The organism is Bifidobacterium sp. W8112, from assembly GCF_016101425.1.
GTDB classification, from domain to species: domain Bacteria; phylum Actinomycetota; class Actinomycetes; order Actinomycetales; family Bifidobacteriaceae; genus Bombiscardovia; species Bombiscardovia apousia.
The window spans coordinates 550,632-565,152 of record NZ_JACFQN010000001.1 but is presented as its reverse complement, the minus strand read 5'-3'; the positions used below and the strand labels follow the sequence as shown (position 1 = coordinate 565,152).

Sequence of the window (14,521 nt, the reverse complement as noted above, 5' to 3'; positions counted from 1 at the left end):
CAAGGTTTCCTTTCTTCTCTCAGCCCAGGGTAGGCAGGGAGGTGTAGACGTGCAGCCACTGCTTCTGCAGCTTGTCCAAGGTTCCATCCTTCTTCAGGGCCGTGACAGCCTTGGAAGCGGCAGGGGTCAGCTTGGAGCCCTTGGGCAGGACTATGCCCATGCCCTCCGGGTCCTGAGAGCCCTTGATCTGCCCGAGGATTTTGGCGTTCTTGACCTGCCCGGAATCGACCATGGTCACGGCTGACGGGGTGTCCACGACCAGCGCGTCGATCTGATTGGCATCCAAGGCCTGGGACGAAGCCACGTCGTCGTTGAAGGTGTCGATGTCAGGCTTGACCAGCTTGTGGGCCATCTCGTAGGAGGTGGAGCCGACCATGGCTCCTATCTTGGCGTCCTTGATCTGGGCAAGGGAGGTGGCTGAAGCGTATGGAGAGTTTTTTCTGACCACCAGCGACTGGGTGGAGTTGTAATAGCTGGGCGTGAAGTCCACAGCCTGTCGGCGCTCCGAGGTGATGGAGAACTGCTGGATGTTCAGATCGTAGTCCTTGCTTCCCGGGGCGATGGCGGCATCAAAGGTGGTCCTGGTCCAAGTGACGTGCGCCTTGTCGAAGCCCATTTTCTCCGCTACTGCATAGGCCACGGCCGCCTCGTAGCCCTTGCCGGATTCGGGCTTGTTGCCCACCACGTAGGGGGCATAAGCCGGGTCTCCAGTGGCAATGGTCAGGGTGCCGGGATGGATGGTCTGCTGGCTGGTGTCCTGCTTGGCTGTTGACTGCCCGCTGTCGTTTGATGAGGAGCCACAGGCCGCGCCGGCCATGAGGGTGACTGTCGTGAGTGCGGCCGCCGTCAGCCTGCGTATGGTTTTCCTGGTGAAGATGGTCATGCTGATCTGCTCCTCGCGATGGTGATGGGTGTTGGTCTTCCGGCGACTCCATCCTAGTCCGGCAGGTTAACGAGTCGGCAGGTGAGCGCCATAGGGTGCGATAGGGGACCAGCGGCCACTGGTTCAGACCAGTCCCAGAGCCTCCAGGGCCTCGGCCAGATAGGTGACCTCGATCACTTCCAGTCCCTGGATGGGCTTGCGGCCTCCTGAATGCCGGTCGGGCGGGACCAGCGCTCGCCTAAATCCCAGACGAGCGGCCTCTTGGAGCCGGTGGTTGAGTTGAGGCACAGGCCTGACCTGTCCGGTCAGCGAAATCTCGCCCATGGCACAGGTCGTGCGCTGGATGGGCCGGGACTTGGCTGCACTGGCCAGGGCGGCCACGATGGCCAGGTCGCATCCGGGTTCCTTGGCCAGCCCGCCGGCGATGGTGGACACATACAGATCCCTTGTCAGCAGATTGACCCGGCCGTGACGGTAGAGCACCGCAGCCAGCATGGCCAGGCGGTTGGCATCGATCCCGTTGGTGTTGCGTCTGGGCGTGGGCAGAACCGAGGAGGTGACCAGTGCCTGGATTTCGATGGGCAGGCTGCGGTGGCCGTCCAGGGTGAAGGTCACACAGGTGCCCTCCACCTTCTGCCCGGCTGTGGACAGGAAGAGCCCGGTGGGATCGCTGACCTCCTCGATGCCCTGCTCGCTCATGTCGAAGCAGCCCACCTCGTCGGTGGGGCCGAACCGGTTCTTGACGGCCCTCAGCAGGCGCAGGGCGGTCTGGGAGTCGCCCTCGAACTGGCAGACCACATCGACCAGATGCTCCAGGGTCCGCGGCCCGGCTATGGAGCCGTCCTTGGTCACGTGGCCGACCAGGAGGATGGGGATGTCGTGCGACTTGGCCATGTCGATCAGGCTGATGGCCACCTCACGCACCTGTGTGGAGCCTCCGGAAATGCCGTCGACCTGGTTGGAGACGATGGTCTGGGCGGAGTCCACAATGGCCAGTGCCGGCTTCTCACGCTCGATCAGCCCCAGCACTGTGGCCAGGTCGGTTGTGGAAGCCAGGAGCAGCGAGTCCTTGAGGGCCCCCACCCGACTAGCCCGCATCCGTACCTGGGCCTGGGACTCCTCACCCGACAGGTAGAGCACCTTGCCTCCCTGGCCGTCCCGGTCGGCTACGCGGCCGGCGGTCTCCAGCAGGAGAGTGGACTTGCCTATGCCCGGCTCGCCGGCAAGGAGGATGACCGATCCGGGTACGATGCCCCCGCCCAGGACCCGGTCGAACTCCTCGAATCCCGTGGGGATGCGCCTGACCTGGTCCGTGCCCACCTTGGTGATGGGCCGGGCCAGGCCGGTCTTTGGAGGTGTAGGCGCCGTATGGCTGCCTCCTGAGGAGGACAAGCCCCCTCCTGCGCCCACGCGGGCTTCGTGGAACTCCTCGATGGTTCCCCACTGGCCGCATTCCGGGCAGCGTCCGAACCACTTGCCGCCGGTCCATCCGCACTCCGTGCACACGTATTGCGTCGTCGTCTTGGCCATACCTGCACGCTATCGGGATTCAGGGACGAGGACCCGGGCTTTCACGCCATCTTCGCAGTGCCGACACCCTGCCCATGAGAGAATGGAGACATGGCTGACAATCCTTCTGCACCCCTGTCCTCTTCGCCCGATTCCTCTGCGCATGCCCGGCAACGCCGTCGACGTATAGGCTTGGTCATCGCCTTGGCTGCGGTAGTGGTTCTGGTGCTCCTGTCGGCTTTCGTATGGCCGCACTGGGCGGTGCGCAGCCAACAACCAGACGCACAGGCTCAGTCCTCCGCTTCTTCCCGTCCCTCCCAGGCCAGTCCAAAGGCTACGGCGGCGCCCCTGCCGGATTCGGCCTCGGAGCTGCTCAAGGCCATGCCTGACACTGTGGGCGGCTTCGCTCGAGTCAAGGCTGATTCCGACAGCGAGTGGAGCACCCGTACGCCTATAGAGGAGTACAGCCTGGTTTACTCCACTGGCAGATCGGGCGGGGATGTGACCCTCCACCTGGCCCAGTGGTCCAGGAGCGAGGATGCCAAGGCCCTCTACGACAGCCAGTCCACAGGCATGTCCGGCAAGGAGCTGGCCTCTGGCAAGGTTCGCAGCGGCGGCACGGTCACCGGATCCTACCTGGAGAAGGCGGATGGTGACGACGAGCACAAGGCGCTGGTCATCTGGCAGAACGACACGGTGGTCTTCCGTGCCCAGGGTCAGCGGACAGCGCTGGAGGCTTTCTACAAGGCCTTTCCGCTCTGATCGTCCCCCAAGCGGTGTACGATAAGCAAGTTGGACACTTCCAGGTAACTAAGGATCGGAGGCTCGGATGGGTTCTGTCATCAAGAAGCGCCGCAAGCGGATGAGCAAGAAGAAGCACCGCAAACTGCTGCGCAAGACTCGTCACCAGCGCAAGTAGCTCTTTATGGCTTATGGCCCGCTAGGGCCGACGAAGCCCCCCGCATCGATTGGACGCGGGGGGCTTCGTGTATATCCGTCTGTCCTCACTTGTTGGCGTTGGTCATGACCCGGGGACCATTGGGGTCGCCCACGATGACTGTGTCAACCATGTTGAGGAAAAGACCGTGTTCCACGACGCCCACAGTGGTGATCAGGTCCTGGGCCAGATCCTGCGGGTGCTCGATCCGCTCCAGATGCAGGTCGATGATGTGGTTGTGCTCGTCGGTCAGAACCGGCTGCCCCTGGCCGTCCATCCGCAGGACCGGGTTATAGCCGCGCTCCTTGAAGCGGTCCAGGACATGGCGCTCGCCAAAGGGGATGACCTCCACTGGCAGGGGGAAGCGGCCGATGGTGTCGACCACCTTGGACTCGTCCACGATCCAGACGATCTTTCGAGAGTTGGTGGCTACGATCTTCTCCCAGAGCAGGGCTGCGCCGCCGCCCTTGATGCCGTTGAAGTTCTTGTCGACCTCGTCGGCGCCGTCGATGGTGACGTCGATGTGGTCCACCTGGTCGATGTCGACGATACGGATTCCGTAGCCTTCAGCCTGCTCCTTGGTACGCCGAGAGGTGGTCACGCCGGTGAACTCCAGGCCCTCTTCCTTGACGCGCCGTCCAAGCTCATCCACGAAGAACCGAACCGTGGATCCGGTGCCCAGCCCGGCGGTCATGCCGTTCTCGACCAGCTTGGCTGCCTCGATGCCGGCGGCCTTCTTCAGTCTGTCCTGCTCGGTCTTGTCCATAGACGCTCCTTCATGCCCGCCATGCTTTTAACAGCTGATATCCGCGGGTCTTGTTCGTTCAGGTTCACTCCAGTGTAGACGATGGCCCTTGACGGTCCATGAACAGCTCAATCCTTGACTTCGATGGCATGCAGACGGAATGGGGCCTCCTGGATGTTCACGTAGCCGTCAGGGTCGATGGCGGCGTCCAGATCAATGCTGCCGACTATATGCAGGTCCTGTCCGGTGAACATGCTGCTGCCAGACGGAGGAGGCGTGATGCGGATCCGGCCGCTGGCTCTCAGCCCTCGAGCGCCAGAATTCTTGGTCTCTTGATCAACCGTGTCGGTGTCCGAAGTATCGTTGAAAGCCGGCGAGGGGTTGTCTTTTTGATCATCGGCTATGTCAGAAGCGGGCGTGTCATTGATGGCTTTAGACGGCACGTCGTCCCGCTCATCTGCTGCTGCGGCCGGCGACCCTGAGAATGTTGCGGCTACGGACTCGGCTTGCTCGGCATCCACGGCCTCGGATTCGACGGCGGTTTCGGCCAGGTCCTTCTGCTCTTTCTGGTCCAGGCGAACCTTCTTGTGGCCAAGATCGTCCAGAACCTGGGGTCCTCCGTCCAGCTCCTCCTTGACTGTGGACGGCACCTGCGTGCCCTTGGCGTAGGGGGAGGCCAGCAGTGATCGCCAGCCCTCAACGGGCAGACAGCCTTCCCGATCGCCTTTGCCTGCAGCTGTGGCATAGCCGCGGGCCAGCGTGTCCACTTTCTCGTTGAAGGTGTCACCGGCGTGGCCCTTGACCCAGACAAACCTGACTGATCCCGGCCGTGTCTGGATCTCCCGATCGATAGCCTCGATCAGAGGACGGTTCTTGACCGGCTTACCCTGGGAGTTCTTCCAGCCCTTCTTCTTCCACCCGGGCACCCAGGTGGTGGAGCAGTTGATGGCGTATTGGGAGTCAGTTTCGATGACCAGCGGGCGCTCGCCTGGGTGGGCTCGGAGCGCCTGCAGGACGGCGCACAACTCGCCAATCTGATTGGTGCCGTTGCTTGCGCCGCCTGCATCCGCATCGCCGCCCTCGTGATCGGCCCAGGCCCAGCCCATGGGGCCGTTGGGATTGCTCAGTGCGCTGCCGTCGGTGGAGACGACCAGATTCTTGTCATTGGTCATGGTTCCAGCCTAGACAAACAGATAGAGAACCCCTGCGCCAGCGATGGTCCTGTCTGCAGCTCAGCCCAGGGCCTTGGCGACCACCTGGTCGGCGTCGTCCAGAACCTGGTCCAGGGCCTCGGGGGAAACGAAGGATTCGGCGTAGACCTTGTAGATGTTCTCGGTGCCGGAGGGGCGGGCGGCGAACCAGTTGTTCTGGGTGGTTACCTTGATGCCTCCGATTTTGGCTCCGTTGCCCGGGGCTTCGGTCAGCTTGGCGGTGATGGGCTCGCCGGCCAGGGTGGAGGCCGTCACATCGTCGCCGTTCAACTGGGCGAACTTCTGCTTCTGCTCCAATGTGGTCGGGGTGTCCACCCGCTTGTACCAGCTTTGGCCGAAGCGCTCCACCTGCTCCTGGTGGAGCTGGGCCGGGTTCTTTCCGGTCTTGGCTGTGATCTCGGCAGCCAGGAGGTCGGGGATCAGCCCGTCCTTGTCGGTCGTCCAGACGCGGCCGTCCCGACGCAGGAAGCTCATCCCGGAGCTCTCCTCGCCGCCGAAGGCCACCTCTCCCTTGAAGAGGGGGTCGACGAACCACTTGAAGCCCACAGGCACCTCGATCAGCCTGGCGCCTATGGAGGCAGCCACACGGTCGATCAGGGAGGAGGAGACCAGGGTCTTGCCGATGCCGGCGCCCTGGGGCCATCCGGGACGGTTGCCGGAGAAGAGGTATTCCACGCAGACGGCGATGTAGTGGTTGGGATTCATGACCCCGGTTCCAGGGCAGACAATGCCATGTCTGTCGGCATCCGGATCAGTGCCGCCCACCAGGTCGTAGGAGTCCCAAGCCCCTGCATTCAGGCGATCCACCAGGCCCTTCATGGCATAGGGGGAGCTGGGATCCATGCGGATCTTCCCGTCGTGGTCGATGGTCATGAACCGCCAGGTAGGATCCACCTCGGGGTTGACGACGCCGATGTTCAGCCCGTACTTTTCGTTGATCAGCGGCCAGTAGTTGACCGAGGCCCCGCCTAGCGGATCAATGCCCAGGCGGACCCCAGAGGATCTGATCAGGTCGAAGTCGATGACATTGCCCAGGTCGGCCACGTAATGTTCCCGGTAGTCGAAGCGCTCCACCAGGTCGGATTTGATGGCATCTTCAAAGGGGATCCGCTTGACCCGCCTGTAGTCGCCCAGGAGCTCGTTGGCCCGTTGCGCTATGGCATTGGTGGTTTCAGCCGGGGCCGGGCCGCCTGTGGGCGGGTCATACTTGAACCCGCCGTCGGTGGGCGGGTTGTGGGAGGGGGTGACCACGATGCCATCGGCCAGGTCCTTGCCGGAGAAGCGCTGGGTGCCGTCGGCCGCTCGGTTGTGTGTCAGGATGGCTTCAGAGATGGTGGGGGTAGGAGTGTAGTCATCATTGGCGTCAATGCGCACTCGTACGTCGTTGGCTGTCAGAACCTCGATAGCGGTCTTCCAGGCGGGCAGGGAGAGGGCGTGGGTATCGCGGCCCAGATAGAGCGGTCCGGTGACTCCATCCTTGGCTCGCTGTTCGGCTATGGCCTGGCTGATGGCCACGATGTGGGCCTCGTTGAAAGAGGTGGTCAGGGCGGAGCCGCGATGCCCGGAGGTGCCGAAGGACACCCGCTGGGAGGGCGTGGAGGGGTCGGGGATGAGATCGTAGTACCTGCCGATCAGATCGTCGACGTTGATCAGATCTTCCGGGCTGGCAGGCTTGCCCGCGTTCTGTGCTGTCATGCCTCCCATCATGCCACCCCGGCATGAGAAAGCATGCAGATGGGGAACAGACTCCTTCGGTCTCAGTCGGACTGGGGGACCCGCACGTTCAGAGCCCGGTGCTCAACACTGAGTGCCAGGTGACAGGTCTCGCCCAGAATGTCGCCGTCCACCTGAGCCAAGGCGGGCTTTTCCAGGCGGATTTCTGCCTTGGTTCCCTGCAGCTGGACGATGGTGGAGTTGGTCGACAGGGGGCTCTGGCTGGCCTTTCGGGTGATGGTCTGATGCATGACGTCTCCGAAGAGGTTGGCCCAGCCGATCAGGCCAGCGGAGGTGTCGATGATCTCGAAGTCCAGGATGCCGTCCTCGTAGGAGGCGTCGGGCATCAGGGAGAATCCTGGGATCTCCCCACAGTTGCCGGCCATGAAGGTGCGGAAGGTCACCGAGGTGTTGGTCTGTGTGACCTGGTCGGGCCGGGTAATGGTGATGTCGGCCGTGTACTTGGGTGCGAACAGATGTTTGGCGCCGCTGATGAAGTAGGCCAGCCAGCTGACCGTCTTCTTCAGATTGGGGTCGGTGTCATCAATCATCAGGGCGTCGAAGCCGATGCCGGCGATAATCAGGAAGGCATGACCACGGCCTTGTTCCTGATCATCCTGGTCCAGCAGAGCCATGCGGCCCACGTCGACCTGGGTGGATCCGTACGAGGTGGCCACGGCCAGGGCGGCGTCCAGATCGCCAACGGGAATGCCCATGTTCCTCGCGAAGAGATTCCCGGTTCCTATAGGGATGATGCCCATGACATGGTCGCTGGATGCCATGGCGCTGGCTACGGTACGTACGGTCCCGTCCCCGCCCACGGCAACGACTACGTTGGCTCCACGCTCCAGTGCCATGCGGGCGCAGGCCTTTCCGTCCCGATCCAGCTGGGTTTCGATGAAGCTGAATTCGCGGATGCCCTTGTCGCGGCAGTATTGCTGGATGCGCTCGCGGGCAGCGGCGGCCTGGGGCTTGGAGGGGTTGATGACGAAAGCGTAGCTGAGCTGGTCGTCATCCCGGGCCAGGATCTGCATGGCGAACCTATGCCGTCTTTGGGCGCGGATGATCAACACCACTGCTGTGACGACAATGGCCGCCACAGCCAGGATGCCGAGGATGACGACCGCTGGAATTGGCATGATTCTATTGTGCGCGCGGTGTCGACCCGAATCCCTCTGGGTGTGTCCGACGTGAACGAACCCTCTACAGCAATCACGCTGACAGTATCAGTTGATTGAGTTATGAAAACCGGAAAGTTATGATGTCATTCGGTCCATGTGGTCCCTTCGGTCTGGAGCTGCAACGGCTTCGTGCGCTGGAAGTCTGGGAAAGCCCGGGGGTATGGGAAGAGGAGGCAGGCATGGATAAGTACAAGAGCGTGTTCGACATCATAGGACCCATCATGATCGGACCCTCCAGCTCGCACACGGCTGGGGCCGTGGCCATCGGTCGGGTTGGCCACATCCTTGCCGGCGGTGTTCCGAGTCGTGCCGACATTCATTATTATGATTCCTTCGCTCGCACGCACAGCGGTCACGGCACCGACTATGCCATCATCAGCGGCCTGTTGGGTTTTGCGCCTGATGACTCCCGGGTGCCCGATGCCATCGGCATCGCCCGCAGGCAGGGCATGGATTTGACCTTCCACGAGGAGGATGAACCAAGTCCCATCGACCACCCGAACACCGCCGTCTTGGACTTGCGGGGCCCAGCCGGTCGGGTGATCTACGCGGCTTGTTCCATCGGGGGCGGAACCATTGAAGTGCGGCGTATCAACTTGGACGGCTGCCTGATCACTCCTCCAGGGCTTTTGCCCATCCTGCTGGTGGAACTGGATGAATCCGACAAGGGCTCCAGTCGGCGGTTGGAGCGCATACGTGATCTGCTCCGGGAAGAGGGCGTGACCAAGCAGACCAGGTATGAGCCCGCGGGTCCGGCCGGCACGGCAGTGTACGAGTTCGATTTGGACAATCCGCTGTCCACGCAGCGGCAGCAGCAGATTGCCGGTCACTCGTCCCGCATGATTTATATCGACTAGGAGGCATGGCGCATGTTCACTTCGATCGCTGAACTCGTGAGTATGGCTCAAGAGCGCGGCTCGTCGATATCCGAAGTGGCCATCGAGGAGGAGGTGCGGCGTTCGCACCAGACGCGCGAGCAGATCTGGGCAAGAATGGCCAAGAACCTGCAGGTCATGCAGGCTGCTGTGGCTAGGGGGTCCCAGGGCGATGGCGTGTTTTCCAAGACCGGGCTGAGCGGTGGACAGGCCGCTCTGCTGGATCATTACCGGAAGAAGCGAACCAGCCTGAGCGGCGATGCCATGCTGCAGGCTGTCGAGGCCGCCATGGCCACCAATGAGGTCAATGCGGCCATGGGCATCATCTGCGCGACGCCTACGGCCGGTTCCTCGGGAACACTGCCCGGAGTGCTCACTGTGCTCAAGAACCGACTGGGGCTGGATGACGATGGGCTGATCCGCTGCCTGTTCACGGCAGGGGCTTTCGGACTGGTCACGGCCAACAAGGCGATGATTTCCGGAGCTACAGGCGGTTGCCAGGCCGAGGTGGGCAGCGCATCCGGCATGGCTGCCGCTGCTGCGGTTGAGGGTGCAGGAGGCGATCCTGATGCCAGCGCCCAAGCCTTCGCCATAGCCATGAGCAATCTGCTGGGACTGGTCTGCGATCCCGTGGCCGGACTGGTAGAGGTGCCCTGCGTCAATCGCAACGCCATCGGTACCGCCAACGCTTTGATCGCTGCTGACATCGCCTTGTCGGGTGGTGTCAGCAGGATTCCGCCCGATGAGGTCATCGCAGCCATGAAGTCCATCGGCGAAAGCATGCCCTCATCACTGAGAGAGACCGGCATCGGCGGACTGGCGGGCACCCCCACCGGCAAACGGTTCCGCAAGACTGTATTCGGCCAGTGATGCGTGGCAGACGCGTATAAGGGACGGCTGGTTCGCGTCTGCCTTCCCGCCGCGGCCGGGCCGGTTGCAGCAGAGGCCATGGGACTCGGAAAGAGGTGTGCGGGGCCGGTTTCCGTGTCCTTTGAAAGTCATACAATTCAGATATGTTAGATATCAGGTTCATTCAGGAACATCCGGATGTTGTCCGTGAATCACAGCGCAAACGCGGCGAATCGGTCGAACTCGTCGACGAAGTGCTGAAGGCGGACAGCGAGCGCAGGGCTGCACTCCAGGATTACGAGAGCTGCAGGGCCGAGCAGAAGTCGCTCGGCAAGCGCATGGGTTCGGCGTCTCCTGATGAGAAAGCCGACCTTCTGGCCCGGACCAAGAGCCTGTCCGAGAAGGTGGATGCCTGCAAGTCAGCCTCCGACGAGGCCAATGCCAAGTACACCGATCTCATGTGGAAGTTCAGCAACGTAGTGGAGCCCGAGGCGCCCGAGGGCGGCGAGGACGACTACGTGGTGGTCAAGAAGGTCGGTACCCCGCGCGACTTCACCAAAGAGGGCTTCGAGCCCAAGAACCACCTGGACTTGGGCGTGGGCGTGGCTGGCATCGACATGCGCAGGGGCGTCAAGATTTCCGGTTCCCGCTTCTACTTCCTGCGCGGTGACGTGGCCCGGTTGGAGATCGCCATGCTGACCATGGCCGTGGACCAGGCCATGGAGCACGGATTCATTCCTACCATTACACCCACCTTGGTCCGGCCCGAGGTCATGGCCGGCACCGGCTTCCTGAATGCCCATGCCGACGAGATCTACCGTCTGCGTGAGCCTGACGATCAGTATCTGGTGGGCACCTCCGAGGTCTCTCTGGCTGGAATGCACGAGGACGAGATTCTGGACCTGAGCCAAGGCCCGTTGCGCTACTGCGGCTGGTCCAGCTGCTACCGGCGGGAGGCTGGCTCTGCTGGCAAGGACACCATGGGCATCATCCGCGTCCACCAGTTCGACAAGGTGGAGATGTTCGTCTACTGCAAGCAGGAGGACTCCCGTGATCAGCACCAGCAGCTGTTGGCCATGGAGCAGGAGATGCTGGCCAAGGTGGACGTGCCTTACAGGATCATCGACACCGCCGCAGGGGACCTGGGGTCCTCGGCTGCGCGCAAGTTCGACTGCGAGGCCTGGGTGCCCACCCAGGGTCGCTACCGTGAGCTGACGTCAACCTCCAACTGCACCGAATACCAGGCCCGCCGCCTCAACGAACGCGAGCGGTTGGAGGACGGCTCCACGCGTCCTGTCAGCACCCTGAACGGGACCCTGGCCACCACCCGCTGGCTGGTCGCCATCCTGGAGAACCACCAGAACGCCGACGGTTCCATCGTCATCCCTGAGGCCATGCGCTCCTATGTGGGCGGCAAGGAGATCATCGAGCCCAAGACCTGGGAGGCCTGAACCGCCTCTGCCGAGGTTGGTCGACATTCCGTTGGTGGTTGGACCAACCTTGATGTCGTATGATAAGTGGCGTGCCTGATCGGCACGTCTTATGGACAGGTGTCTGAGCGGCCGAAAGAGACGGTCTTGAAAACCGTTGTGGCGCAAGCCACCGCGGGTTCGAATCCCGCCCTGTCCGCCTGGTGGATGCCCCGGAGCTCATTCCGGGGCATTCTTGTATTCGCTGACGCGTATGTTTCCAGTCCGGAGGTCAGCGGTTGCGCAGCGGTGTGAGTTGGAGCCCGGTGCTTACAATAAAGGACGGTAGCCATGCTTAATCACGCGGGTCGACCCTTGGGTGCCGGCTCTGCAAGGGAAAGGTCGGGTCGTGGATCAATTCATCGCCATTGTCTCTCTGATCGGAGATTGGTTGCTTTTCACATTCCCACTCTTCCAGGGGCTGATGGAGCTGCAGGAATATCAGGAGCTCCTGGACGACTTTGATCAGCTCAGCAAGAATTGGGATGAGGTCTCGCCCTGGTGGTGGCTGGCCCCCATCGTCAAGATCCACTTGGAACGCAAACGCGGGCACGAAATTCTCCGTCAGGCTACCAGAACCCGGTCAGAGCGTCGACGGGCGCTGAGCTTCCTTGACCAGGCGACTGCCTGGTACTTCGTGTCAGTTGCAGGTTGGCTGAAGATGATCTCCTCCTCTTATGAATTGCTTGAGACATACGATGCCGAAGAGAACATATGGCTGCTGGTTCTCCTCGTCTTCCTGCTGACCTCCGGCGGTCTCTTCAACGCTTACTATCGCATAGACAGAAAGCGGATAGGCCAGAAGGAGAAGGAGCTCAAGCCCGACTCGGAGGTGGCCAACGACTGACAAGGTGCTCATGAGCCTAGACAATGACAACGCTGAACCTGCTGCAAGAGCAGATCTTGGCGCTTTGAGCAGTATGGGCAAGAGACCAGTGAACGCGGGAAACCGGATTGTTCCTACGACTGTGCGAGATCTTCTGGACGGTTTGAAGACGAATTGGCGTGTCGTTCAGCATCCGCCTTTGGATACTATCGACCAAGGTATGGAGTTGGGCATTGCTGACCTGCTGGGGCTCTCTGTAGAAAACCTCTCCAAGTCCCTGCTGCTGGAGGATGCGGGAGGTCTGCTGATACTCCTGGTGGCCAAGGGCATAGTGCGGCCTGATTTGCGCCAGGTGCGGGAAGTGGTCGGATGCCGAAGGCTGCACATGGCCTCGGCTGCCACCCTGCGCCAGTGTCTGGATACGGTGCCGGGCCGGGTCTCGCTGCTGGATCTGGTGGATCATCAGGGCCAGGTGGACACCGTCGTTCTGGACGGCAACTTGACAGCAACTGTTCAACAGACCGCTCTGCCGCTGGGCTCCGACGATGTATCCGTCTGTTTGCCTGCCTCCTGCCTGCCGGAACTTGCTCGGAAGCTGGTATCCCGGGTGTTCATACTGCCGGAGAGTTGAAGTCGTCGACTGGGTCATTGCTTCTGGTCTCTGCCTTGGGGGATGCTGGAAACCGTTGTGTGCGAAGGCGGGAAGGAGCAGGCCGGTGAGGCTGAATCTGTCTAACAGAGGGTCGTCGGCAGATGAGATGGATCAGACCCATCCTTCCGACTCAGTGCCGGCGACCAGGCCGGGTCGTGCCAGCCGATGGCTGGTAGCGTTCAGGGCCGCCTGTTGCGGACTGTTGGTGGGAGTGCTGGTGGTGCTCTACCGCCAGGGTATTGGCTACGGCACCCAGTTCGCCCGATGGGCTTATGCACAGATGCGTGACCGGCCCCTGATAATTCTTCCTTGGCTGCTGGTCGCCCTGCTGGTAGGCCTGGCCCTGGCTTGGATGGTCGGCCGGGTTCCCATGGCCTCCGGATCTGGCATCCCGCAGGTGGAGGGCGTGGTCATCCACGGCATGCGCATGCCTGCCCTGCCCGTGCTGGGCGTGCGATTTATAGGCGGTCTGGCCTGCGGCATGTTCGGCCTGTCTCTGGGGCGCGAGGGACCCTCGGTGCAGATCGGCGCAGCCGGTTCCCAGCTGGTTTCCCGAGGATTGCGTCGGGATCGTGTGGAGGAGACCTGCCTGGTGACCTCGGGCGCGGCTGCCGGTCTGTCTGCAGCCTTCAACGCGCCTCTGTCGGGGATGGTCTTTGCTCTGGAGGAGATCCACCGGTCCTTTTCACCAATGATTCTTCTGTCAGCAGCCATGGCCTGCCTGAGTGCTGATTTCATCGCCAAAAACCGCTTCGGCCTGCGCCCGGTCCTGGACTTTACCGCTATGCCCCAGTTGACCATTGCCCAGTATCTGCTGATGATCCCCCTTGGGCTGGTGGCCGGCCTTGTGGGAGCTGCCATGAACCGTCTGCTGCTGGGCGCGCAGAGCCTTTACAGCCACCTGCCCTCGAAGCTGGGACCGGTGATCTCCCTCTTCCTGGCTCTGCCGGTCGGATTGTTGCTGCCTGCTGTCCTGGGTGGCGGCGAGGACCTGATTGGCAAGGCGGAAAGTGTTCGTGAGGTGGCTTGGTCGGTGGCCATCAACCTGTTGGTTCTGCTTCTGGTCAAGTTGCTCTTTACGGCTACCTCCTTCGGCAGCGGTGCCCCCGGGGGCATCTTCATGCCCATCCTGGCAGTCGGCACACTGACTGGGTCCCTGTGCGGGATGGGTGCGGCCGCCTTGGGAATGCCTGTCAGGATTATTCCAGTCTGTGCGGTCTGCGCCATGGCGGGCACTCTGACGGCCTCGGTCAAGGCCCCCATAACCTCCATCCTGCTGACGGTGGAGATGTCAGGCTCTCTGGTCCACATGCTCCCTGTGGCCCTGTGCGCTTTTACGGCTTTGATGGTGTCCGATTTGCTGGGTGTCCAGCCTATTTACGAGGCTCTGCTGGAGCGTTATCGCCGAGGACGTGCTCCCGATGCTCAGGTTCCTGACAGGGTCACTGTGGAGTTCCCCATAGAGCATGGCAGTCCGGCGGCTGGTCGTCTGCTTGGGCAGGTTCCCTGGCCGCACGGATGCGCCGTAATCGGTCTTCGCCGGGGTGAGCATCGGCTGATTCCTGCTGGTGATCTGAGGTTGCTCGCCGGAGACGGTGTCATCCTGCTCTGTCCCGGTGATCGTCTGGATCAGGCCCGACGGGTCATGGAAAGCCTCTGTCGCTGACTGAC

14 protein-coding genes and 1 tRNA gene are annotated in these 14,521 nt (G+C 62.1%); 9 read left to right on the top strand and 6 right to left on the bottom strand.

Annotation, left to right across the window (positions count from 1 at the left end):
- Window positions 1-19: 19 nt before the first annotated feature.
- Both H3T92_RS02330 and radA read right to left on the bottom strand, forming a co-directional pair.
- Entirely contained in the window at window positions 20-883 is an 864-nt protein-coding gene (locus H3T92_RS02330) for an ABC transporter substrate-binding protein (protein ID WP_198189335.1), read from the bottom strand.
- 123 nt (window positions 884-1,006) lie between these two features.
- Window positions 1,007-2,413 carry a DNA repair protein RadA gene (gene radA, locus H3T92_RS02325; RefSeq protein WP_198189334.1) on the bottom strand — a complete coding sequence of 469 codons (1,407 nt, stop codon included), beginning with the start codon at window positions 2,411-2,413 and terminating at the stop codon, window positions 1,007-1,009.
- 90 nt (window positions 2,414-2,503) lie between these two features.
- On the opposite strand from radA, the gene H3T92_RS02320 reads away from it, so the two are divergent.
- Window positions 2,504-3,154, top strand: coding sequence for a hypothetical protein (locus H3T92_RS02320; RefSeq protein ID WP_198189333.1), 651 nt, complete (start codon window positions 2,504-2,506; stop codon window positions 3,152-3,154).
- Between the two features lie 67 nt (window positions 3,155-3,221).
- Complete coding sequence (locus tag H3T92_RS02315; protein WP_004268639.1) at window positions 3,222-3,311, top strand: 30S ribosomal protein bS22; 90 nt, start codon at window positions 3,222-3,224, stop codon at window positions 3,309-3,311.
- Window positions 3,312-3,396: 85 nt separating this feature from the next.
- On the opposite strand, the gene rpiA is transcribed toward H3T92_RS02315, so the two are convergent.
- The 4 genes from rpiA to H3T92_RS02295 all read right to left on the bottom strand — a co-directional run bounded on the left by rpiA (window position 3,397) and on the right by H3T92_RS02295 (window position 8,137).
- A complete protein-coding gene (gene rpiA / locus H3T92_RS02310; protein WP_144085067.1) occupies window positions 3,397-4,095 on the bottom strand; it encodes a ribose-5-phosphate isomerase RpiA in 699 nt (232 codons plus the stop codon).
- A gap of 107 nt (window positions 4,096-4,202) precedes the next feature.
- The gene (locus H3T92_RS02305; protein WP_198189332.1) at window positions 4,203-5,246 is read right to left on the bottom strand and encodes a ribonuclease H family protein; all 1,044 of its coding nucleotides are present in this window, start codon (window positions 5,244-5,246) and stop codon (window positions 4,203-4,205) included.
- Between the two features lie 60 nt (window positions 5,247-5,306).
- Window positions 5,307-6,980 (bottom strand): phosphoglucomutase (alpha-D-glucose-1,6-bisphosphate-dependent), encoded by a 1,674-nt coding sequence (pgm, locus tag H3T92_RS02300; RefSeq protein ID WP_198189331.1) that lies wholly within the window; start codon window positions 6,978-6,980, stop codon window positions 5,307-5,309.
- Window positions 6,981-7,042: 62 nt separating this feature from the next.
- Entirely contained in the window at window positions 7,043-8,137 is a 1,095-nt protein-coding gene (locus H3T92_RS02295) for a diacylglycerol/lipid kinase family protein (RefSeq protein ID WP_101432755.1), read from the bottom strand.
- A gap of 221 nt (window positions 8,138-8,358) precedes the next feature.
- On the opposite strand from H3T92_RS02295, the gene H3T92_RS02290 reads away from it, so the two are divergent.
- The 7 genes from H3T92_RS02290 (at window position 8,359) to H3T92_RS02260 (ending at window position 14,516) form a co-directional block, all read left to right on the top strand.
- Window positions 8,359-9,036 carry a serine dehydratase beta chain gene (locus H3T92_RS02290; RefSeq protein WP_198189330.1) on the top strand — a complete coding sequence of 226 codons (678 nt, stop codon included), beginning with the start codon at window positions 8,359-8,361 and terminating at the stop codon, window positions 9,034-9,036.
- A gap of 12 nt (window positions 9,037-9,048) precedes the next feature.
- Window positions 9,049-9,924, top strand: a complete 876-nt coding sequence (gene sdaAA / locus H3T92_RS02285; RefSeq protein WP_101432753.1) for an L-serine ammonia-lyase, iron-sulfur-dependent, subunit alpha — start codon at window positions 9,049-9,051, stop codon at window positions 9,922-9,924.
- A 143-nt stretch (window positions 9,925-10,067) separates the two neighbouring features.
- Entirely contained in the window at window positions 10,068-11,354 is a 1,287-nt protein-coding gene (gene serS / locus H3T92_RS02280) for a serine--tRNA ligase (protein WP_198189329.1), read from the top strand.
- Window positions 11,355-11,447: 93 nt separating this feature from the next.
- Window positions 11,448-11,532, top strand: a tRNA-Ser gene (locus tag H3T92_RS02275).
- A gap of 189 nt (window positions 11,533-11,721) precedes the next feature.
- Complete coding sequence (locus tag H3T92_RS02270; RefSeq protein ID WP_045924785.1) at window positions 11,722-12,219, top strand: hypothetical protein; 498 nt, start codon at window positions 11,722-11,724, stop codon at window positions 12,217-12,219.
- A gap of 10 nt (window positions 12,220-12,229) precedes the next feature.
- Window positions 12,230-12,829 (top strand): YbaK/EbsC family protein, encoded by a 600-nt coding sequence (locus tag H3T92_RS02265; RefSeq protein ID WP_198189328.1) that lies wholly within the window; start codon window positions 12,230-12,232, stop codon window positions 12,827-12,829.
- A 127-nt stretch (window positions 12,830-12,956) separates the two neighbouring features.
- Window positions 12,957-14,516: a ClC family H(+)/Cl(-) exchange transporter gene (locus tag H3T92_RS02260; RefSeq protein ID WP_232341880.1), complete on the top strand. Its 1,560-nt coding sequence runs from the start codon at window positions 12,957-12,959 to the stop codon at window positions 14,514-14,516.
- Window positions 14,517-14,521 lie beyond the last annotated feature (5 nt).

Excerpts from the sequence above, each read along its gene's own strand:
- H3T92_RS02320 (WP_198189333.1), top strand. The coding sequence starts at position 2,504 with ATGGCTGACAATCCTTCTGCACCCCTGTCCTCTTCGCCCGATTCCTCT.
- H3T92_RS02295 (WP_101432755.1), bottom strand. The coding sequence starts at position 8,137 with ATGCCAATTCCAGCGGTCGTCATCCTCGGCATCCTGGCTGTGGCGGCC.
- serS (WP_198189329.1), top strand. The coding sequence starts at position 10,068 with ATGTTAGATATCAGGTTCATTCAGGAACATCCGGATGTTGTCCGTGAA.
- H3T92_RS02315 (WP_004268639.1), top strand. The coding sequence starts at position 3,222 with ATGGGTTCTGTCATCAAGAAGCGCCGCAAGCGGATGAGCAAGAAGAAG.
- H3T92_RS02260 (WP_232341880.1), top strand. The coding sequence starts at position 12,957 with ATGGATCAGACCCATCCTTCCGACTCAGTGCCGGCGACCAGGCCGGGT.
- H3T92_RS02330 (WP_198189335.1), bottom strand. The coding sequence starts at position 883 with ATGACCATCTTCACCAGGAAAACCATACGCAGGCTGACGGCGGCCGCA.
- H3T92_RS02305 (WP_198189332.1), bottom strand. The coding sequence starts at position 5,246 with ATGACCAATGACAAGAATCTGGTCGTCTCCACCGACGGCAGCGCACTG.
- pgm (WP_198189331.1), bottom strand. The coding sequence starts at position 6,980 with ATGACAGCACAGAACGCGGGCAAGCCTGCCAGCCCGGAAGATCTGATC.
- H3T92_RS02290 (WP_198189330.1), top strand. The coding sequence starts at position 8,359 with ATGGATAAGTACAAGAGCGTGTTCGACATCATAGGACCCATCATGATC.
- H3T92_RS02265 (WP_198189328.1), top strand. The coding sequence starts at position 12,230 with ATGAGCCTAGACAATGACAACGCTGAACCTGCTGCAAGAGCAGATCTT.
- sdaAA (WP_101432753.1), top strand. The coding sequence starts at position 9,049 with ATGTTCACTTCGATCGCTGAACTCGTGAGTATGGCTCAAGAGCGCGGC.
- rpiA (WP_144085067.1), bottom strand. The coding sequence starts at position 4,095 with ATGGACAAGACCGAGCAGGACAGACTGAAGAAGGCCGCCGGCATCGAG.
- radA (WP_198189334.1), bottom strand. The coding sequence starts at position 2,413 with ATGGCCAAGACGACGACGCAATACGTGTGCACGGAGTGCGGATGGACC.